The 21100-nt window shown below is 63.8% G+C and carries 19 protein-coding genes; all 19 read left to right on the top strand.

What is annotated here, in order from left to right; genetic code table 11:
* Positions 1 to 107: 107 nt before the first annotated feature.
* Positions 108 to 2081: a tetratricopeptide repeat protein gene (locus NTZ43_06790; GenBank protein ID MCX5766912.1), complete on the top strand. Its 1974-nt coding sequence runs from the start codon at positions 108 to 110 to the stop codon at positions 2079 to 2081.
* Positions 2078 to 2560 (top strand): 3-dehydroquinate dehydratase, encoded by a 483-nt coding sequence (locus NTZ43_06785; GenBank protein ID MCX5766911.1) that lies wholly within the window; start codon positions 2078 to 2080, stop codon positions 2558 to 2560. The genes NTZ43_06790 and NTZ43_06785 overlap by 4 nt, the downstream gene beginning before the upstream one ends.
* Positions 2561 to 2574: 14 nt before the next feature.
* Complete coding sequence (locus tag NTZ43_06780) at positions 2575 to 3663, top strand: Xaa-Pro peptidase family protein (protein MCX5766910.1); 1089 nt, start codon at positions 2575 to 2577, stop codon at positions 3661 to 3663.
* Between the two features lie 125 nt (positions 3664 to 3788).
* Positions 3789 to 4280 carry an acetyl-CoA carboxylase biotin carboxyl carrier protein gene (accB, locus tag NTZ43_06775; protein MCX5766909.1) on the top strand — a complete coding sequence of 164 codons (492 nt, stop codon included), beginning with the start codon at positions 3789 to 3791 and terminating at the stop codon, positions 4278 to 4280.
* A complete protein-coding gene (locus NTZ43_06770; protein ID MCX5766908.1) occupies positions 4273 to 5481 on the top strand; it encodes a type IV pilus twitching motility protein PilT in 1209 nt (402 codons plus the stop codon). Before accB ends, NTZ43_06770 begins: the two co-directional genes overlap by 8 nt.
* Before the next feature lie 45 nt (positions 5482 to 5526).
* The gene (gene accC / locus NTZ43_06765) at positions 5527 to 6882 is read left to right on the top strand and encodes an acetyl-CoA carboxylase biotin carboxylase subunit (protein ID MCX5766907.1); all 1356 of its coding nucleotides are present in this window, start codon (positions 5527 to 5529) and stop codon (positions 6880 to 6882) included.
* Between the two features lie 39 nt (positions 6883 to 6921).
* Positions 6922 to 7650: a 2-phosphosulfolactate phosphatase gene (locus NTZ43_06760; GenBank protein ID MCX5766906.1), complete on the top strand. Its 729-nt coding sequence runs from the start codon at positions 6922 to 6924 to the stop codon at positions 7648 to 7650.
* A 112-nt stretch (positions 7651 to 7762) separates the two neighbouring features.
* Positions 7763 to 10177, top strand: coding sequence for a DNA translocase FtsK 4TM domain-containing protein (locus tag NTZ43_06755; GenBank protein ID MCX5766905.1), 2415 nt, complete (start codon positions 7763 to 7765; stop codon positions 10175 to 10177).
* On the top strand, positions 10174 to 11037 hold the full coding sequence (locus tag NTZ43_06750; GenBank protein ID MCX5766904.1) for an alpha/beta fold hydrolase: 864 nt from the start codon (positions 10174 to 10176) through the stop codon (positions 11035 to 11037). Before NTZ43_06755 ends, NTZ43_06750 begins: the two co-directional genes overlap by 4 nt.
* A 78-nt stretch (positions 11038 to 11115) precedes the next feature.
* On the top strand, positions 11116 to 11481 hold the full coding sequence (locus NTZ43_06745; GenBank protein ID MCX5766903.1) for a YraN family protein: 366 nt from the start codon (positions 11116 to 11118) through the stop codon (positions 11479 to 11481).
* Positions 11482 to 11814: 333 nt separating this feature from the next.
* A complete protein-coding gene (recA, locus tag NTZ43_06740; GenBank protein MCX5766902.1) occupies positions 11815 to 12855 on the top strand; it encodes a recombinase RecA in 1041 nt (346 codons plus the stop codon).
* A gap of 128 nt (positions 12856 to 12983) precedes the next feature.
* Positions 12984 to 13652 carry a regulatory protein RecX gene (locus NTZ43_06735; protein ID MCX5766901.1) on the top strand — a complete coding sequence of 223 codons (669 nt, stop codon included), beginning with the start codon at positions 12984 to 12986 and terminating at the stop codon, positions 13650 to 13652.
* Positions 13653 to 13714: 62 nt separating this feature from the next.
* The gene (gene alaS, locus NTZ43_06730; protein ID MCX5766900.1) at positions 13715 to 16438 is read left to right on the top strand and encodes an alanine--tRNA ligase; all 2724 of its coding nucleotides are present in this window, start codon (positions 13715 to 13717) and stop codon (positions 16436 to 16438) included.
* A gap of 5 nt (positions 16439 to 16443) precedes the next feature.
* Positions 16444 to 16770, top strand: a complete 327-nt coding sequence (locus NTZ43_06725) for a hypothetical protein (GenBank protein MCX5766899.1) — start codon at positions 16444 to 16446, stop codon at positions 16768 to 16770.
* Between the two features lie 192 nt (positions 16771 to 16962).
* A complete protein-coding gene (locus NTZ43_06720) occupies positions 16963 to 17241 on the top strand; it encodes an SIS domain-containing protein (GenBank protein ID MCX5766898.1) in 279 nt (92 codons plus the stop codon).
* Positions 17238 to 18011 (top strand): SDR family NAD(P)-dependent oxidoreductase, encoded by a 774-nt coding sequence (locus tag NTZ43_06715; GenBank protein ID MCX5766897.1) that lies wholly within the window; start codon positions 17238 to 17240, stop codon positions 18009 to 18011. Before NTZ43_06720 ends, NTZ43_06715 begins: the two co-directional genes overlap by 4 nt.
* Positions 18008 to 19231 (top strand): L-2-hydroxyglutarate oxidase, encoded by a 1224-nt coding sequence (lhgO, locus tag NTZ43_06710; GenBank protein ID MCX5766896.1) that lies wholly within the window; start codon positions 18008 to 18010, stop codon positions 19229 to 19231. The genes NTZ43_06715 and lhgO overlap by 4 nt, the downstream gene beginning before the upstream one ends.
* Entirely contained in the window at positions 19228 to 20523 is a 1296-nt protein-coding gene (locus NTZ43_06705; GenBank protein ID MCX5766895.1) for a CCA tRNA nucleotidyltransferase, read from the top strand. Before lhgO ends, NTZ43_06705 begins: the two co-directional genes overlap by 4 nt.
* Complete coding sequence (locus tag NTZ43_06700) at positions 20523 to 21056, top strand: hypothetical protein (protein ID MCX5766894.1); 534 nt, start codon at positions 20523 to 20525, stop codon at positions 21054 to 21056. The genes NTZ43_06705 and NTZ43_06700 overlap by 1 nt, the downstream gene beginning before the upstream one ends.
* The last annotated feature ends 44 nt before the right edge of the window (positions 21057 to 21100 follow it).

The following is a 21100-nucleotide window of genomic DNA, read 5'->3' as shown; positions in this document are numbered from 1 at the left end:
CTCGACTTCTGATTGACTTGACTCCTAGGCCCATGGTATGTTCGCACGATCCTTGCCATAGACTTCGGTTCAGGTATGTGCCTCACCCCCCGCAACGATAGCAGCAGATGAGCCAACCGAGCCGAATCGACGAACTCCGAAAGCGCTTTGACGAGAATCCCCGACGGTACTTTGCGCCACTCGCCAACGAGTATCGCAAGGCCGGGGACCTCGATCAGGCGATTGCGCTGTGCGCCGAGTTTATCGGGGCTCAGCCCGGGAACATGAACGGGCACGTGGTCTATGGGCAGGCGCTCTTCGACGCCGGACGGTACGACGAGGCGCAGGCGACCTTCCGTACGGCTGTCCAACTCGACCCCGAAAATCTCATTGCGCTGCGCCACCTCGGCGATATCGCGCGCGCCAATGGCGAGAATGCCGCGGCACGCGACTGGTATCGCCGCGTGCTCGATGCCGATCCGCGAAACGAAGAGATCATCGCCTACCTCGAGGAGCTCAACAAGCTTGTCGGGCCGGAGGCGGTTTCTCCCGCAGACGCCGCCACAACCGGCGTCGATTTGCCGTTCCTCGACGTCTCGGAAGAGCCGCCGCGGCAGCCGATGGCGCCGACGCCGATCATCGCCATGCCGGCGATCGACGAGTGGGCCAGCTCGCCGCATTTGGTCCGCCGGTCTGGTCCATCCGAAGCAGTTGTTGATCTCGCCACGGACTTCCCAGGGGATGATTCCGCGGATCTCGGGGGGGCACTCTCCGACCTTGCCGCTTCCGATCAACCCGTTGCCGAGCCCCTCTTTGGTGAGAGCCCCCTTGGAGCAGAGCCGGAGCAAAGCGCTGGCGCAGAGGAGACGAATTCCGTTGACGTTTTGCCGTTTTCCGAGCCTTCGCTCTTGGGCGACGCTCCCGTCAGCGGCGTCGAAGATATTGACGCAGCTGCTTTTGATTTTCCGGCGGCCCCCCTCGACGAGGATCCGTTCGGATTCGAGACGGAGCCGACCGCGATCTCTCTTGAGCCGGCAACCGTCGACGCCGTCGTCAATCCCGTGGAGGATAGCGACTCGGCGGAACTGGTCGCGATGGGTGACGAAGAGGCAAGTGACTCGGCGGAACTGGTCGCGGTCGGTGACGAACCGGTAGAAGAAACGGTTGAGGCCGTCGCTGACGACGCTTCGGTGATTGAACCCGAGCGCGCGACGATCCTCGAATCAGCGGCGTTTGTAACCGAAACGATGGCCGAGCTGTACCTCTCGCAGGGCTTCCCCGAGAAGGCGCTCGTGGTGTACCGGCAGCTCGTGGCACTGCGGCCGAATGATGAGGCGCTCGCCGCGAAGCTCACCGCGCTTGAGTCGAGCGCGTCCGTCGCGTCGAACGTTGTGGCGCCTGAGACCGTCGGCACAGCCGAGGTCGCAGACGTCGCCGAGACCGCCGAGACCACCGAGGTGGCGGACGCCGCTGAGATCCCCGAGACCGCCGAGACCGCGGGCATCGCCGAGGTGGCGCTTACTCCGGAGGCGGCAGAGGTCGCGGAAGCCTTCGAGGCGTCTGCTCCTGCGCTTCAGGAACACGACACGGAGCCGACTCCAACCGGGCCAACGGCGCGCGAGTTTTTCGCGGCGTTCGCCGTGCGAGCTGTGACGGCTACGGCTCCTGTTCCCGTCACAGGCGCGTCAGGAGAGTTCGCGACCTTTGCGCTCCCAGCGACCAACGTGGTTGCCGGTGGCTCGCTCGACGCGCTTTTTGGTCACGTCGCGCCGACCGCGGCCGACGAGAACGTGGCGCTCGCATACGCGGCGGTCGCGAATGCCGTGGAACCGACCGAGCCGCCCATCAAGGGAAAGCCCACGCAGCCGGCCGCGTCCGAGCTGTCGCTCGACAGCGTGTTTCGTGAACCACGCGCGCGTGCCACACCGTCGCAAAAGCCGTTCACGCGTCAATCGCAGATGTTGCGTTTCGACCAATTCTTTTCTGCTACCGACAGCGAGGCGGAGGCGCCGCCGGCGCCGCCCACCCCGTCTAACGAGCCTGGAAGTGCTGCCGACCTTGAACAGTTCGGCGGGTGGCTCAAGGGATTGAAAGATCAATGAGAATCGCCGTCCTGAACGGGCCGAACCTGAATCTGCTCGGCACTCGTGAGCCCGCGGTGTACGGCACCACAACCCTCGCCGAAATCGAAGCGCGATTGCTGGATGCCGCTGCTGAGCTCGGCGTGACCGTGGTCTGTGCGCAGTTCAATCACGAAGGCGACCTGATCGACGCCGTGCACGCGCTTGGCGGCCGTCCCGCCGCCCCTGGCGTTGCGCCGGAGTTGCGCGTCAAAGCGGACGCGGCACTGGTGAACGCCGGCGCATGGACGCACACGAGCCTCGCACTCCGCGACGCGCTGGTCGGCGTCGCCTTGCCCTTTGTGGAAGTACATCTCTCCAATATTTACGCCCGCGAACCGGAGCGGCGTCACTCGATGCTTGCGTCCGCCGCCCTCGGTTCGGTGTGCGGCTTCGGCCCGTCGAGTTACGAACTCGCTCTGCGTGGGCTGGTGGCCACGCGTCGCGCGACGCGCGCATAGCCGCGCGGAAGGCCATGCACGCCCCGCGACACCTCGAACGGCAGGCGCGCTTGCGCGCGTCCTTGGCGGCCTCGCAGCTGGACGGCCTCCTCGTCACCTCTATCCCCAACGTCCGCTACCTGTGCGGCTTCACGGGGTCCTCGGCCATGCTGTTGGTGACCGCGGCGCGCACCGTGCTCATCACCGATTTTCGCTATGCGATCCAATCGGCGGCGGAATCGGGGCATGCGGCAGACATCATCATTGATGGGACCTCCATCTGGTCGCGTTTGTGGACGCTACTGCCAGAACTGCCAGTGGAAACTCTCGCCTTTGAGTCGGCGCATATGACGCATGCGGACTCGGCGCGATTCCAAGACGCCGGCGCTCGGTGGCACTGGCGGCCGAGTGTGAACCTGGTGGAAGTCTTGCGCGAGCAGAAAGACGAGAGCGAGGTCGCCTCCATTCGAGACGCCATCGCGATTGCGGAACGGGCGCTGGAGCGCACCATGCTCCATATCAAAGCAGGGATGACGGAGTTGGATGTCTGTGGCCGCTTGGAGTTTGAGTTGCGGGCCGCGGGGAGTGAGGCCTTTCCGTTCGAGTGTATTGTGGCGTCCGGAGAGCGTTCGGCGCTGCCGCATGCGCGAGCGTCGGCGCGTGTGGTGCGGCCCGGCGAGTTTCTGCTGATCGACTTTGGCGCGGTATCGGGTGGCTACTGCTCCGACATCACGCGTACCTTCGCGGTGGGAAGCGCGAACGCGGAGATGCGCGACATTTACTCGATTGTGCGTGAGGCCAATGCGAGCGCTTCGGGTGCTGTTCGGGCTGGAATGCGTGGACGGGATGCGGACGCCGTCGCGCGGGGCTACATTGAGCGCCGCGGTTGGGGTCCCGAGTTTGGGCATTCTTTGGGGCACGGAATCGGGCTCGAAGTGCACGAATCGCCTAGGTTGTCTAAGCTTGCTGAGACGCCGTTGCCGGTTGGAGCGGTGGTCACGATTGAGCCCGGCGTGTACCGCGCTGGGTGGGGCGGAGTCCGGATCGAAGACGATGTGCTGGTAACGACCGAGGGGGCCGAAGTCCTGACCTCGTTTTCTCGGGACCTGATCGAAATCGGCTGATCCGCGCACCGCGCGGTCCCGATGTGCCGCTGGTGCAGGACCACGACGTTTCACCTTGCCATGATTGCGGACGCTGGACGCTGTGTCCCGCACGCCGCTGTTTCCTCGCTCCCACACCCACGATGATCGACCTTCGCTACGTCAAGAAGCTCGTCGACATGCTCGACGAATCCTCGGTGGACTCGATTGAGATCTCTTCCGATAAGGGAATGAAGATCCGCATCAGCAAATCCGCCGTGCAGCGTGGGGCCGTGCAGATGGCCGCCCCAATGCAGATGCCGGCGCTGATGGCCCCAGACCCGCGTTTGGCACTGCCACACGGCACCGCGACGGAAGTCGCGGCCGCCCCAGCCGCCGAGCCGCCAAAGTCCGCGTCGCTCGACGTGAAGTCGCCGATGGTCGGCACCTTCTATGCCTCGCCAGAACCCGGCGCCAAGGCGTACGTGTCGGTGGGGCAGAAAATCGCCAAGGGGCAGATTCTCTGCATCATCGAAGCGATGAAGATCATGAATGAGATCGAGTCGGAGTTTGCCGGCGTCGTGCGTGAGGTCAATGGCACTGATGCGCACCCGGTGGAATACGGCCAGGTCCTGTTCCGGATCGATCCGAATGGCTGAGCCGGGCACTCCGCCGCGCCCGCCCGCTTCGCCCACCACACCGCCACCGGCGGGCGCTCCCTCCGCAGCAGCACCGGTGCCGCCGTTCAACTACAAGGCGGTGCTCCAGCTGATGGTGCAGAAGGGTGGATCAGATCTGCATCTGAAGGTTGGCCGTGCGCCCACCATCCGTGTGGACGGTGAGCTGACCGAACTCGACATGCCGCCGCTCAAGCCGGAAGATCTGCGCTCGATTGGCGAGCAGATCATTCCGCCCAAGCAGCGCCGCGAGTTTGAGACGGAGAAAGAAGCGGACTTCGCGGTGGGCGTGCCTGGGGTCGGCCGATTCCGCGTGAACATGTATCAGCAGCGCGGATCCATTGCGTATGCCTTTCGCGCGATTGCCTTTCAAGCGCTGTCGATCAAGGATCTGAATCTGCCGCCGGTGCTCGAACAAATCTCGATTCGTCCGCGCGGGCTGGTGCTGGTGACGGGCATCACGGGTTCGGGGAAGTCCACCGCACTCGCGTCGATGATTCAGTACATCAATGAGAACCGGCACGCGAATGTGATCACGATTGAGGATCCGATTGAGTTCCTGCATCGTGATATCAACTGCCATATCAATCAGCGTGAAGTTGGGACGGACACCGGGTCGTTTGCGCAGGCGTTGCGCCGCGTGTTGCGTCAGGACCCAGACATCGTGCTCATTGGCGAAATCCGCGATCTCGAAACACTCGAGATCGCGTTGAAGGCGGCCGACACGGGGCATCTCGTGTTCAGTACGCTGCACACGACCGACGCCACGCAGACGATCAACCGTGTGCTCTCGTTCTATCCGCCGCACCAGCAGGCCGACGTGCGGTTTTCGCTCGCGAATGCCCTGCAGGCGGTGGTGTCGCTCCGCCTCGTGCCGCGTTCCGATCGCCCCGGACGTATTCCCGCGTGCGAGGTGCTCATCAATACCGCGGCCGTGGCAGACAACATCCGCGACATCACCAAGTCGCTCAATATCCCGGATCTCATTCGTGAGGGAACGGTGCAGTACGGCATGCAGAGTTTTGACCAGTCGTTGATGAACTGGTACGCCAAGGGCGTCATCTCGTACGACAATGCGCTGTTCTTCGCGACCAATCCCAGCGAGTTCGCACTCAAGGTGCAGGGGATTGCCGGTTCGAGCGATACGACGTGGGACTCGTTCAGCCAGGATGTGGCCGGCTGATGCCGCATCTCGTCCCGCTCGCCCTTTGTCCGACACTGACCGCTCATGTTTAGAAAAGTTCTGATCGCGAACCGAGGAGAGATTGCGCTGCGCGTGATTCGCGCCTGTCGAGAGATGGGTGTGGAGACCGTGGCGGTGTACTCCGAGGCGGACCGCGAATCCTTGCACGTGCGCTTCGCCGATGATGACGTCTGTATTGGCCCCGCGCCGGCGCGTGATAGCTACCTGCGAATTCCACGGCTTATTGCGGCGGCGGAAATTACCGGAGCCGACGCCATTCACCCGGGCTACGGCTTCCTCGCGGAGAATGCGGAGTTCGCGGAGACCTGCGCGGCGAGCAAGATCACGTTCATTGGGCCGACGCCGTCGCAGATCCGTACGATGGGCGATAAAGCCGCCGCGCGCGCGACGATGATCGCCAACGGCGTGCCGGTAGTGCCGGGTTCGCCGGGTCCCGTCGAAGATGTGGACGAAGCGCTTGGCTTTGCGGAGTCGATCGGCTTTCCGGTGATCATCAAAGCCGCCGCGGGTGGCGGCGGAAAGGGCATGCGCGTCGCTCGCGATGCGGACGACTTCGCGCGCAGCTTTCAGCTCGCACGATCCGAGGCGCTCTCGGCCTTTGGCAACGGGTCGGTGTACGTCGAGAAATATCTCGAGCGTCCGCGGCACATCGAGTTCCAGATCCTGGGCGACTCTCACGGCAATGTGATTCATCTGGGTGAGCGCGACTGCTCGGTGCAGCGCCGTCACCAGAAGCTCATTGAAGAATCGCCGAGCCCGGCCATGACCCCAGAACTGCGCAAAATGATGGGGGATGCGGCGGTGAAGGGTGCGAAGTCCATCAACTACGTGGGAGCGGGCACGATTGAGATGCTGCTCGACGAAGATGGCTCGTACTACTTCATGGAAATGAACACCCGCATTCAGGTCGAACATCCCGTGACCGAGATGATCACGGGTGTGGATCTGGTGAAGGAACAGATTCGCGTGGCGGCGGGAGAGCCGTTGTCGATCACGGCGACGCCGGAGATGCGCGGTCACGTCATTGAGTGCCGGATCAACGCGGAAGATCCGAACCGCAACTTCCAACCCTCGCCCGGGAAGATCGACGTGTTCCATCCGCCGGGGGGTAACGGTGTCCGCATCGATACCCACGCGTACGCGGGCTACACGGTGCCGCCGTTCTACGACTCGATGATCGCCAAGCTCATCTGCCACGGTCGTGACCGTGGCGAGGCGCTCGCTAAAATGCGCGTGGCGCTCGATACGTTCATCGTGCAGGGTGTCTCCACCACCATCCCGTTCCTCGGGCGCGTGATGGAAGACCCGCACTTTGTGGAAGGTGCGGTCCACACGAAGTTCCTCGAGCAGGAAGGGGCGTACCTGCTCAAGGATGCGTAAGGGCGCACCGGTCGCGGCGCTCACAGTCGGCGATCGGTGATGTCGCAGTTCTCCGTGTATGAGCAGGCCGTGGGCATCGGCCGTGCTGATGTGGCGGTGGTCATTGATGTGTTGCGTGCCACCACTTCTATTGCCACGGCGCTCCACCATGGCGCCGTCAGCGTGGTGCCCGCCCGAACCGTGGCCGAGGCGCGCGAGCTCGCGAGGCGGGGCGGGGCGGACACGCTGCTCGCCGGCGAGCGCCAGGGGGTGCCGCCGCGTGGCTTTTCCTTGGGGAATTCGCCGCGGGAGTTTTCCCGTCGCCGAGTGGGCGGCCAGCGGATTGTGCTGACCACCACCAATGGCACCGCGGCGCTGATGGCGGCTCAGTCGCGAGCCCGTGACGTCTATACGGGGTCATACGTCAACTTCTCGGAGATACTCGCCGTCGTGCGCTCCGCACTCCGGCGGGAGTTGGACGTTGCCCTCGTCTGTGCGGGAAGCGAAGGGCGCTTCTCACTCGAGGATACGGCGTGTGCGGGGCGCTTTGTGCGTCTGGCGCTCTACCGTCTCCCCGGCCGCGGACGGGTGCAACTGAACGACGCGGCGCGTTCCGCGCTGCATATCGAGAAACCGTATGACGAAAAGCTCGCGCGGCTCTTCCAACACGCCGACCACGGACGAACGCTCAGACGACTCGGATTCGCCCGCGACCTCGCGGCGTGCCGCGCGCTCGACGCGCACCCCGTCGTCCCGCATCTCGTCGGACGAGAGCTCGTCGCGCTCTGACGCCCTGTTGCTCGAAACGCTGGATGCCGCACCGAAGCCGCGCCGGCGCAAACGCGCTGCCGACGGTTCTGATGCAGGTGCCGGATCCGAATCCGCACCGACGTCGGCGGAAGTGCAGCAGATCGCGCGGCGTACACATCTGAAACGTGAAATCGGCGGCATCGCGCTCCTCCTCGCGGCCGTCTTCATTGCAGGCTCGCTGCTCGCCGGCGGTGCATCCGACGGACAATCATGCTCGGATGCCGCGACCATCTTCGGGCCGGTCGGCGCCTGCCTGCGCTCCTCCATTCTGCTCACACTCGGCGCGCTCTGTGCCGTGATCGTCCCGTTCATTCCTGCCGTGCACGCCCTCCGCCTGCTCGGCCGCATCGAAGAGAGCGACGACAAGCGCTGGCTGTTCTTCACCATCGGGCTGGCGGCGATCGTGCCGGTGGCCGCTGCGCTCGCTCGCGGTGCCACCGTGGACGCGTCGAATGTGGACCCGTATGCGGGTCTCGTGGGATCGTTCGTCGCGTTCTACCTCGTCAAAGCCATTGGACTCGGCGGGGCCTGGGTGGGCGTCGCGATTCTCTCCTGCGCACTCATGGCGGGGACGCTGGCGTGGAATCCGTTGCGGCTCGTGATTGGTGGTGGCAAGAAAGTCGCGCGCGCTGACGCGGCCGCTCCCCAGGGCGAGGTGGCAGGTGCGGTGGCGTTGACGGCTGCGGCACTCACGAAGGCCGAGGCGCTCGAGCCTGACGCAGCCGAAATGCCGACGATGGACTTGTCGCTCATGGAAGAAGCGGCCGGGAGCGCGACGGTCGAAGCCGAAGAAGAACTGGCCGACGCCGAAGCGCCGGAAGCCGCTGCGGCAAAAACCCGCGGCTCCAAGAAGAAACAAACGAAGACGGAGAAGGCCGCCGATCACGCCGCCGAAGTCGCGGCCGCGATCAACGCTGGCGCCGATCCGGCGGATCTCCTCGCCGACGAACTGCCCTCTCCCGAACTGCTCACGGCGCACCCGCCCAAGAACACCGACGCCGGGAAAGCGCATCTCGACGCGATGGGGCAGAAGTTGATGGACGCCCTGCGCACGTTCAAAGTCGACGGCACCCTCACGGGCCGTACGACGGGCCCCACGGTGACGCAGTTTGAAATCGAACCGAGTCCTGGTGTGAAGGTGCGGCAGTTCGCGAACCTCGCGAACGATTTGGCGCTCGCGATGCGTGCGCCGAGCATTCGTATTGTGGCGCCGATTCCGGGCAAGGGCGCCGTCGGTGTTGAGGTGCCCAATCCGGTGGCGGAGATGGTGGGCTTCCGCGAAATGATCGAGAATCGCGACTACGAACTGACGCCTCGTGCGTTGCCGATTGCGCTTGGTCGCGATCTTGAAGGACGTCCGGTGATCGCCGATCTCGCGAAGATGCCACACTTGCTGATCGCTGGCGCCACTGGCAGCGGGAAGTCCGTGTGCGTGAACACCATCATTACGAGTCTGATTTACCGGCACACGCCCAAGACGCTGCGCTTCCTGATGGTCGACCCGAAGATGGTCGAGCTCTCGGTGTACAACGTGTTGCCGCATCAACGGCACAAGGTCGTCACCGATAATCGGGATGCCGCCGCGTTGCTCAAGTGGGCGGTGCTCGAGATGCAGGAACGGTATCAACTGCTCGCCGCCAATGGCGCGCGCAACATTCAGGACTTCAATCAAAAGGTTCGCGACGGTGCACCCCTCCTCAAGCCGAAGGACGCGAATGTGGCGTTCGAGGATCGGGAGTACAAGCGCGGTGTGCTGCCGTACATCGTCGTGGTGATCGACGAGCTCGCCGACCTCATGATGACGTGCGCCGCCGAAGTGGAGACGCCGCTGGCGATGCTCGCGCAGAAGGCGCGTGCCATTGGCATTCACCTCATTCTCGCGACGCAGCGTCCGAGTGTGAATGTGATTACCGGCCTCATCAAGGCAAACTTCCCGAGCCGCATTGCGTTCCGTGTGGCCTCGCAGATTGACTCGCGCACCATTCTCGACGGTATGGGCGCCGAGTCGCTGCTTGGCAACGGCGACATGCTCTTTATTCCGCCGGGGAAGAGTGAGCCGGCGCGTTTGCAGGGTGCTTATCTGCCGAACGATGACACCGAACGGCTGATGAAGTGGTACTCGGATCGTCGCGAGGCGCGGAAGGCCGCCATGGAAGCGCAGGGGCTGTTCCACATTGACGAGACCAAGGGCGAAGACAACGTGCTCGAGAAGGTGCGCCAGCAGGAGGCGCTCGAAGCGAGTGGCGGTCAGGAAGGGGCGGAGGACGATTCGGATCGCGACAAGCTGTTCCGCGAGGCCGCCGAGGTGTGCGTGCATAACCAGGGCGGCTCCACCTCATTGCTTCAGAGGCGCCTCAAGGTTGGGTATGGACGTGCCGCGCGCATCATTGACCAGCTCCACCTCGCGGGGATCCTTGGACCGCCGGACGGTTCGAAGCCGCGCGATGTGTTGGTGGGGCTTGATGATCTTGACCGGATTGCCGGGGAGAAGCCGATCGCGGCGTGAGGAACGCCGTTGCTGCCGAACGCACGCGTCCTCCGGTCGCCCGCGTGATGCCGCCGTGGTTCCGGGCGTTTCTCTGGATGCTCGAACGCGTGAGTCCGTGGCTTGGCGGCCGCGTGCTCGCGCGTTTCTTCACCACACCGGGTCGTCATCGCACGCCGGCGTGGGAAGAGGAGTTGTCAGCCACGGGACGGGATCGTTGGATTGCCGGCTATCACCTCACCGAGTGGGGCCCCGAGTCGGGTGCGCCAGTGGTGTTGCTCCATGGGTGGGAGGGGCGCGGCGCCCAGTTGGGCTATTTCGTGGCGCCACTCACGGCAGCAGGGGTGCGGGTGCTCGCGCTTGATGGCCCTGCTCACGGCGCCTCACCAGGGCGGAATGCCGGCCCGTACCACTTTGCGCGCGCGCTGTGCGACGTCCAGTGTGCGGTCGGTCCCTTTCGCGCGGCTGTCGGCCACTCCATGGGCGGCGCGGCCCTCACCCTCGCGCTCGGCGATGGTCTCCAACTCGGCAAAGCGATCATCCTCGGGAGTCCTTCTCACTTTACGGACGTTCGCGATCGCTATCTCCACATGGTGGGGGCGGGGCCACGTTCTTCGCAGGCGTTTCACGCGGAGATGCTTCGCCGGCTCGGTTTGACGCACGACACGCCATCGTTGCGGGAGATCGCGCGCACTCAATCGCTCCCGGTGCTCGTGGTACACGATCCCGAAGACCGTGAGGTGCCGGTGGTGGATGCTCGGGCGACGGCGGCGGCGTATCGGAATGCGCGCTTGCTTGAGCTGGACGCGGGTGGACATCGGCGGATGCTCAAGGCGCCGGCCGTGATTGCGGCGGTCACGGAGTTTATCCTCACCGACTGAGCGGTGCGCGGATTGGAATGATGCGCCGAGCGGTGAGATGATGACGGGGCGACAGGTGGGTGGTGGTAGTGTGCGCCCATGACAAAAACATCGAATGCCTTTGGTGAACTTGGCGAGCGCGTTGCGGCGCGCTGGCTTGAGCGTGCCGGTTGGCGGGTGTTGGCGCGCCGTTTCCGATCAGGGCGTCGGGACATTGATCTGGTGATCGAGCGCGAGGGGCTTGTGGTGTTTGTTGAAGTGAAGGCGCGTCATGGCGATGACTTTGGCGATCCCGTTGAGGCTGTGCATCATCGGAAGCAGCGTGAGTTACAGAAGTCGGCGCAAACGTGGATTGACCGTCACGGTCGTGAAGGGGAAGCGTACCGATTTGATGTCTTTGGGGTGCTGGTGCAGGGGGAGCGGGTCTATGTTCGGCACGTTCCGTCGGCATTTCGGGCGGCGTAGGCAGGCGTTCTGGCCAAGATCTGGATGGCTGCGCCCATCCCGCGAGCGAACATCGAATGGTGAAGTCGGCGTGCAGAAACGAAACAGTCGAATGTAAGATGTTGTAATGAAAAGCTTTACGGAGCAATAAGGGGAATGTCGAAACGTTTGTTTGTGAGGTTTTGAGGGGATGTGAAAATCGGATGACCGGATGCTCGCCCCCTATTGCCTCTTCGCCTTCTGTTCGGTATCATCCCCACTTGGAGGTTCGCTTTTCCTTCGGGGATAGCCCCCCTCCTGACCGATGGTAGATTCCTTTCACGGGCGACACGCCCCAGTACTTTCGAGGCACCGATGGCTTCACCAGCTGCGAACGACGAAAAAAAGAAAGCGCTCAATCTCGCGATCGCGCAGATCGAGAAGTCGTACGGCCGTGGCGCCATCATGAAGATGGGGCCAGATGCACCGAAGGTACGTGTTGAAGTAATTCCGACAGGCGCGATCAATCTTGATGCGGCCATCGGTGCGGGTGGGATTCCGCGCGGGCGCATCACGGAGATTTACGGACCGGAAAGTTCGGGCAAGACCACGTTGTGCTTGCACGTTGTGGCGAATGCGCAGAAGGCAGGTGGTACGGCGGCGTTCATTGACGCTGAGCATGCGCTCGACACGGAGTACGCGGCAAAGTTGGGCGTGGATGTCGAGAAGTTGTTGGTGTCGCAGCCGGATACTGGTGAGCAGGCGCTCGAGATTTGCGAGATCCTGGTTCGCTCTGGCGCGGTGGATGTGATTGTGATTGACTCGGTGGCGGCGCTGGTTCCGAAGGCCGAAATCGAGGGGGAGATGGGCGATTCGCACATGGGATTGCAGGCGCGATTGATGAGTCAGGCGCTGCGCAAGCTGACGGGCGCTATTGCCCGGTCCAAGACGTCGGTGGTGTTCATCAATCAGTTGCGCGAAAAGATCGGCGTCATGTTCGGCAATCCGGAAACGACGACGGGCGGCAAGGCGCTCAAGTTCTACGCCTCGTTGCGGTTGGATATCCGTCGTATCGGACCGGTGAAGGAGAAGGAAGACGTCATCGGTTCACACGTGCGCGTGAAGGTTGTCAAAAACAAGATTGCGCCGCCGTTCAAGCAGGCGGAGTTCGATATTATGTACGCCGAGGGGATTTCGCACACGTCGCTGTTGGTGGATATCGGCGCCGAGAGTGGGATTATCGATAAGTCGGGCGCGTGGTATAGCTACGGCGACCAGCGCATTGGGCAGGGGCGTGAGAATGCCAAGATGTTCCTGCGCGACAACCCGGCAGTGATGTTGGAGATTGAAGAGAAGGTCAAGACGGTGTTGGGGATTAACAAAGCCGTTGTGGAAGCCGAGGTGGTGGAAGACTGACCGTCGGCATACACTGAGACTGCTCGAGCCGAATGAAATTGGGCCGGGTGGATGAGCTTGGATCGTGGCGGAGGCCCGGAATCCTCCAAATCGTCCTGGCTCTCCACCCGGTTCATTTTTATACCTAAATGCCTACCATTACAGCGCTTACGCCACATCTTCGAAAGGCCGACCGGTACCACGTACAGGTCGATGGCGAGCCGTTGGTGGTGACGGAGGGCGCCCCGCCGGTGGTGGTTGACGCCGCGTTGATTCTTGAGCTCAAACTGCGCGCTGGCGTGCCGTACACGCCGGAGCTGGCGCTGCAGGTCGCTGAGGGGGCATTGCGAGTCCACGCACTCGACCGCGCCCTTACCGCACTCGCTCGACGGTCGCACAGCGCGATGGAGCTCCGGCGGTCGTTGGCTCGTAAGGAGATCCCGCGTGCCGTGGTGGATGACGTGATCGACCGATTGGCGGCGATTGGGTTGGTGGACGATCTCGCTTTTGCGCGTGGTTTTGCACTGAGCCGTCTGGTTGGACGGGGGCAGGGGGCGATGCGGGTGCGGGCGGAGTTGTCGCGGCGCGGGGTGTCTCGCGGGGAAGCGGAGCGCGCGGTGGCGAGTGTGTTGGAGGAAGAGGAAGTCGATGTACTCGGGCAGGTGCGGCGTCTGGCGGCTCGTAGGCTGCAGTCGTTGAGCAAGCTGGAACCGGCGGTGCAGCGGCGTCGGCTGACCGCATTTTTGTTGCGGCGGGGATTCGACGGCGCGTCGGTGCGAACGGCGTTGCAGGAACTGCTCCCGGGGCGCGGGTACTGACGGCGCGTTTTAGCAGCGCCCCACTCCTCGTAAGCGTCTGCCATCATTAGATTTCGGTCCGTATGCAATCAGCCGAAATCCGCCGCCGTTTTCTGGACTATTTCGCGCGCCAACAGCACGCGATCCGTGAGTCATCGTCCCTCGTCCCGGCCGAGGACCCGACGTTGCTGTTTACCAACGCGGGCATGGTCCAGTTCAAGAAAGTCTTTTTGGGGATGGAAGAGCCGCCCGATGGCAACCGGCGCGCCACCACCAGCCAGAAGTGCGTCCGCGCGGGCGGGAAGCACAACGATCTCGAGCAAGTGGGGCACACGGCGCGCCACCACACGTTTTTCGAGATGTTGGGCAACTTCTCCTTTGGCGACTACTTCAAACGCGATGCGATCACCTTCGCGTGGGAGTTTGTCACCAAGGAGTTGAAGCTTCCGGCCGAGCATTTGTACGCCACGGTGTTTTACGAGGACGACGAAGCGCGTCAGCTCTGGAAGGAGATCACCGGGTTGCCGGAGAGCCGTATCTACGGACTCGGCCACAAAGACAACTTCTGGCAGATGGCGGACACGGGGCCATGTGGTCCCTGTTCGGAGATTTACGTCGATCTCGCGCACCTTGCCAAGGATTTTCAATTCCCTGCGGATGCTACCGGCGATTGGACGCGCACGGATCTTCCGAATTATTCGCAGGAGGCATTCGTCGAAGGGGCTGAGGCCGGCCGCTTCCTCGAAATTTGGAATCTGGTGTTCATGCAGTTTGACCGGCAGCCGGATGGCACGATGGTGCCGTTGCCGCGCCCGTCGGTCGATACGGGAGCGGGGCTCGAGCGCATTGCGGCGGTGATGCAGGGCGTTTCGAACAATTTCCACGGTGACTTGTTTACGCCGCTCATTGAGACGGTGGCGCAGGTGGTGGGGCGTCCGTACGTGTACGCCAACGAAGAGTCGGCGAGCTATCGCGTGATTGCGGACCACGCGCGCGCAGTGGCGTTCCTGCTCGCCGATGGCGTGTTCCCGTCCAACGACGGTTCCGGTTACGTGCTGCGGCGTATTCTGCGGCGCGCGGTGCGACACGCGTGGCTGCTCGGGCGTCGCGAGCCCACGCTTGAACTGGTTGTGGAGAAGGTGATTGGCATGATGCGCGACGTGTTCCCCGAGCTCCACGTACGCCACAAGCACATCATCCAGACTACGCGCGCGGAAGAAGAGCGTTTCTTGGCCACCATCGGTGGCGGCATGCAGCGCTTTGACGAAATTGCGCCGCCGCTCACGGCGGGCGGCAGCAAGACGTTGCGTCGGACGATCGAGGGTGAGGATGTCTTCCGTCTGTACGACACGTTTGGCTTTCCGATCGATCTGACGGAGTTGATCGCGCGCGAGCGCGGCTACGTGATTGACATTGCCGGCTTTGAGTCTGCGCTCAATGCGCAGCGCAAGCAGAGTCAGGACGAGCGCAAGAGCAAGAAGATCGCGGTCGTGGCGGATGATCTCGCCGACATTGCGAAGTGGAAACGATCGAGCGTCGCGGGTATGTCGCAGCGTTTCGTGGGGTACGAGGCGACTGAGTGCGAAACGCAGGTGGCGGCGATGCGGCATTTGGATGGCGGCCGCGTGGCGATGATCCTGAGCGAGAGCCCGTTTTACGCTGAGTCGGGCGGACAGGTGGGTGATAAGGGCGAGATCGTGGGTAACGGATGGCGCGTGGCGGTGGACGACGTGCGCAAGGTAGACGGTCGCATTGCGGCGATGGGCGAACTCACCGGCACGGTGGACTTCGACTACGCCGTCGCCAAGGTGGCGCCTGCTCCGCGCCGCGACACCGAACGCAATCACACCGCGACCCATCTCTTGCACGCGGCGTTGCGTCGAGTGCTCGGCGATCACGTGCATCAGGCCGGTTCGGTGGTGGAGCCCGATCGTTTGCGCTTTGACTTCACGCATCACGGACCGCTGACGGCGAAGCAGTTGGAGCGTGTGGAGAAAACGGTGAACGAGGGGATCTGGCAGAACACGGATGTTCGGATTACGGAGAAAGCGTATGCCGAGGCCGTGGCTGGTGGCGCGATGGCGCTCTTTGGTGAGAAGTACGGCGACGTGGTGCGCGTGGTGGACATTCACCTGCGTTCGACCGAACTGTGCGGCGGGTGCCACGTGCGGAATACCGGGCAGATTTTGATGTTCCGCGTCATGTCGGAGAACGGTGTGTCTGCGGGTGTGCGGCGTATTGTTGCGGTGACTGGCCCCAAGGCGTTCGCGATGGTGCGCGCCAAGGAGCGCGCGCTGGAATCACTCGGTGAGCGGCTGAAGGTGAATCTGCACGCATCTGGCCCCGAAGTGCTCGAGAAGAAAATCGATCAGATGCTCGCCGAACGAAAAGTGATGGAAAAGCAGATCGCCGAGCTGCGGCGCGGCGGTGGCGCGGCGGCGAGCGGTGCGGACGATGCGGAGAGTGTGGGCAACTACAAGCTGCAGGCGCGCTCGGTTGTCGCCGCTGACGTGAAGGAACTGCAAGCGATGGGGGACGCACTGCGCGAGGCGATGCCCGCCGGCGTTGGCGCACTGGGTGCTGCGTTTGAGGATGGAAAGGGCACGCTCCTCGTGGTGGTCGGCGATGCGCTGCGCGAAAAGGGCGTGTCTGCGGGCGATCTCGTGAAGGAGATTGGCGCCAAGATTAATGCCCGTGGCGGCGGCAAGCCGCACATGGCGCAGGCCGGAGTAGCGGCGGATGCGATTCCTGCGGCGCTTGCCGCGGCGGCAGCTGTGATCCGGAGCGCGCTGGCGGGATTGGAGTGAGCGGAGTGGCGCACGCCGAGTGGATCGCTGAGCGGTCTCCGGCGGCGCCGGAGGCGCTGGTGCGGTGCATGTGTGACACGTTCCGTCAGCACCCCGAGTGGGACGCGTTGCCGCGCGCGGAAGCGCTCGTGGCGGCAGGTGAAGCCCTGTTGCGGCAGGTGCTGGAGGGTGATGCGTCGTCGCGCGCGAGCGCGCTGTCGCTACTCGCGGCCGATGCATGCGTGACCTATGCCTTTGAGGCTGCGGCGGACGAACCACAGACGATCGCAGCCCGTGCGCAGGCGGCGGCGATGCGTATTGGCAATCTGGCGAGGAGTGCGAATGGCGGCTGACCTGACGGCGCACCTGCGGGAGCTTTCCTCGGCGGCCGCCCTCGCGGCGGAATCGCTGGGCCCATCGATTGAAAAAGCGGCGGGTCTCGTGCGGGCAACTGTGCAGGGCGGAGGAACGCTCTTTTTCTGCGGCAACGGCGGAAGTGCGGCCGATGCACAGCATATGGCCACGGAGTACACCGTGCGCTTCAGGTGGAGGCGCTCTGCCGGCCGGGTGACCTGTTGATTCTGCACACGACGTCGGGGAAGTCTCCGAACTTGCTGCGCGCGGCGGCAGCCGCGCGGGCGAAGGGCGCGCACACGCTCGCGTTGTCGGCGAAAGGCGGTGGCCCGCTCGCAGCGGTCGTTGACCATTGCGTGGTGGTGCCGGTGGAGCGTACGGACCGGGCACAGGAAATACAGCTGTGCATCTCGCACGCGATCTGTGATCTGATCGACAACGAAACAGCCTTGGCAGAGGGGACGGTATGACGAATCCATTTTCGCTGGCCGGCAAAAGCGCGGTCATCACCGGTGGATCGCGTGGTATCGGCGGCGCGGTGACGCGCTTGCTGGCCGCCGCCGGCGCCGATGTGTGCATCGGCTATCACTCCCGGTCGGCCGATGCGGATGCGATGGCCGCGCACTGCCAAGCGGCAGGCGTGAAGGCCGTCTCGTATGCGAGCGATCTTGGAACGGCTGCGGGCGCGGACTCGCTCATCGCGGCGGCTACTGCGGCATTCGGGCGCGTCGACATTGTTGTGCACTCCGCGGGGATCTGGCCAGTAGAGGAAGTGCCGGTCAGCGCGCTGAGCGACGAGCGGTGGGCGCGCACGATGCGTGAGAATGTAGACGCAACGTTCTATGTGTCGCGCGCCGCGGTGCGAGCGATGACGGCGGGGAAGCGTGGCGGGCGTCTCGTGCTGGTGAGCTCCACGGCGGGACAGCGCGGGGAGGCGATGCACGCCGACTACGGAACCTCGAAGGGAGCGATGATCTCGTTTGTCAAATCACTTGCCGTTGAGGTTGCAGGGCTCGGCATCACCGTGAACAGCATTGCTCCGGGTTGGGTGGACACCGAGATGTGCGCCGAGCCCTTTGCGAATGGTGGTAAGGAGCGGATTGCGAAGGGGATCCCTGTGGGGCGGGTGGCCTCCGCTGACGATATCGCATTTCCGATTGTGAGCCTGTGCTTCGATGGCGCCCGTCACGTCACGGGAGAAATCGTGAACGTGAATGGCGGAAGTGTGCTCTGCGGGTGAAGGTCGTCATCGTCGGAGGCGGTCTCGTGGGACTGGGTGCGGCGTACGCGCTCCAGGCGCGTGCGCCGCACGCGGAGATTGTGCTCTGCGACAAAGAGAGCGACGTCGGCACGCACCAGAGCACGCACAACAGCGGCGTGATGCATTGCGGGCTCTACTATACGCCAGGATCGTGGAAGGCGAAGTTCGCGGTTCGCGGCATTCGGCGGATGAAGGCGTTTGCGGCCGAGCATGCGATCGCCTCTGATAATTGCGGCAAGCTCGTGGTGGCAACGACGGCCGCTGAAGTGGAGCGGTTGCGCGGATTATTTGCGCGCGGTCAGGCGAATGGTTTGACTGGGTTGCAGTGGATGACTGGCGCTGAAGCGAGAGAGCGTGAACCGGCAGTGCGCGCCGAGGCCGCGGTGTTGGTTCCTGAAGAAGGAATCATCGACTACGGCGGGGTGGTTGCGATCCTCAAGCGCTTGCTCGTGCAGTCTGGTGTGACGGTGAAGACGTCCGCGCAGTTGCTGCGGGCTCGTCGGGCGGCAGGGAAGTGGCGTCTCGTGTTCAGCTCGCACGAGGAGGATGCCGACGCCGTAATCTGCTGCGCCGGGCTACAGGCGGATCGTGTCGCGCGGGCCTTCGGGCACGCACCTGGTGTGCAGATCGTACCGTTTCGCGGTGAGTATTTTCTCTTGAAGCGGCCAGAACTTGTGCGGCATTTGATATATCCGGTGCCCGATCCGCGCTTTCCGTTTCTCGGTGTGCATTTTACGCGGCTCGCACGCGGTGGCGTGGAGTGCGGTCCGAATGCGATTCTCGCGCTGGATCGTGAGGGGTATCGGCGCGGTGCCTTCCGTGCGGTTGATGCGGCGGAGACATTCGCCAGCCCCGCGATTTGGCGTTTTGTGTGGCGAAACCTCAAGACGACGGTGCATGAGATTCGGCGGTCGCATTCCAAGACCGTGTTTCTGGAGTCGCTGCGCAAGCTCGTTCCTGAGCTGCAAGCATCGGACCTCACGGATGGTCCTGTTGGCGTGCGCGCGCAAGCGATGCGTGCGGACGGTTCGCTCGTGGAGGACTTTTCCTTTGTCGAGGAGCCCGGAGTGCTGCACGTGATCAATGCGCCGAGTCCTGCGGCGACAGCGTCGCTAGCAATTGGAGAGCATATCGCAGAGAAAGCGGACGCCCTGTTCGGCATTACGGGCGCCACCCGGTTGATGGGCGACGCAGCGTGAGCGCTCGCTTTCAGGTGCCGGACCAAGTGCGCGAGATCATCGCGCGGCTCGAGCGCGCCGGCCATGAGGCGTGGTGCGTGGGCGGTGCCGTGCGCGATGCGCTTCTCGGTCATGCGCATCTCGACTGGGACTTGGCCACTTCGGCGACTCCGACGGAGGTCATGAAGATCTTTAAGCGCACCGTTCCTGTTGGTGTGGAGTTCGGAACGGTGGGGGTACTGGATGATCAGGGGACGTTGCACGAGGTCACCACGTTTCGGCGAGATGTGAAAACCGACGGTCGGCACGCCGTGGTTGAGTTTGGGGCGTCGCTCGAGGACGATCTGGCGCGTCGCGACTTTACGATGAACGCCATCGCGTACCATCCGAAAAGTGAAGAGATTCGCGACCCCTTCGAAGGGCGTCTCGACCTCAAGCGTGGGCTCGTGCGTGCGGTGGGCGACGCCGAGTCGCGGATGCGCGAAGATCGATTGCGCGCGTTGCGGGCCATTCGCTTTGCTTCCCGATTCGGGTTTCATATTGAGCCCTCGACGTGGGACGCCATCAAGCACTCGGCGCCGCATCTTGGGCGTTTGTCGCCGGAGCGGGTGAAGCAGGAGCTCGAGAAGACCATGGAGCAGGTGGAGCGACCGTCGATTGCACTGGAGTGGTGGCGCGAGACGGGGGCCCTCTCCACGCTGGTGCCGCTCCTCGCGTCGGTGCCGCGCGCGCGGTTTCTCGCTCTGGATCTGATTCCGCGAGGCGGTGCCACTCCCGAGGGACGTGGGGCGACGATCAGCCGCTTAGCAATGCTGTTTTTTGGGGAGACGGAGCGTGACGTACTCGCGGTGTCCAAGGCGTTGCGCTTCTCGAACGCTGACGGCGCCTGGATGTCGCACCTGGCTGGCGCGTGGGCTGCGCTCGGTGCCGAGATCCGGGCGTCGTGGGTCGCCGATGCGGAACCCGTCGATGCAACGGTCCGACGTTGGGTTGCCCGCGTGGGGAGAACTCGCGTGGAGAGCTTCCTGACCTTGGCGGCGGCGCTCCGTCAGGCGGAGCGCGAGGGCGCTTCGCAGTCAACGGGAGCGACAGCGTCTGATCCCCTCGTGAAGCGCGCCGTGCAGATCGCGTTCCGTGACCCCGTTGAGTTGGCCGACCTCGCGGTGGACGGGGATGATTTGCGCACCGTTGGTGTGTCGCCCGGCCCTGCGCTTGGAAAGACGTTGCAGGCGTTGATGGTGTGGGTGCTCGAGGATCCGACGCGCAATGTGCGCACCGCGTTGCTCGTGAAAGCAAAAGAGCTGCACGGCTGATGTTGTTTCGAGCGCGTGGCGCGGAACAGCCAGCGGCTGTTCGATTTGGCGGCGACGACGACGCCTTTGCGTTTCGACGCGAGGGCGCGATGTACGTGGCTGAGGTGCGCGCGTCACGGGAGCGCGCGACCGATTTGTATGCCGCGCTGATTGAACAGATGCCACCAGTGGTGGATTTCTCAGTCGAGTGTGTGCGGAGCGGGCGGCGATTTGTCGGAGAAGGGCTGGAGCGGTCAGAGGTGCGCGACGCAGTGGCCCGCATGACCGTTCCGCTCGTGGCGAGTGCCGGCGTCGAACTCTCGGTGTACCGCGATGACGAGCAACTGTCGCTGTCGGCGATGCTCGACGTATGGGTGTATGCGCGGACGGATCGGTGGCTGTATTTGTTGCAGGGGAGTGGTGTGGAAGAACGCGCCGATCTCCCGGCACGAGGCTGGACGATCCGGCGAGAGGAGTTTTGTGGTGCTCCGGAAATGGTTGGTGCGGTGACGTCTGCCGCGCAGCGTTTGACTCTGCATGAGGTGGATGCGTGATGACGGTCCGAGTTCCGAAGGTGGTGTTGCGGGCGCGCACGATT

The organism is Gemmatimonadota bacterium, from assembly GCA_026387915.1.
Lineage (GTDB): Bacteria > Gemmatimonadota > Gemmatimonadetes > Gemmatimonadales > Gemmatimonadaceae > Fen-1231.
This window is presented reverse-complemented; position numbering and strand designations above follow the sequence as displayed.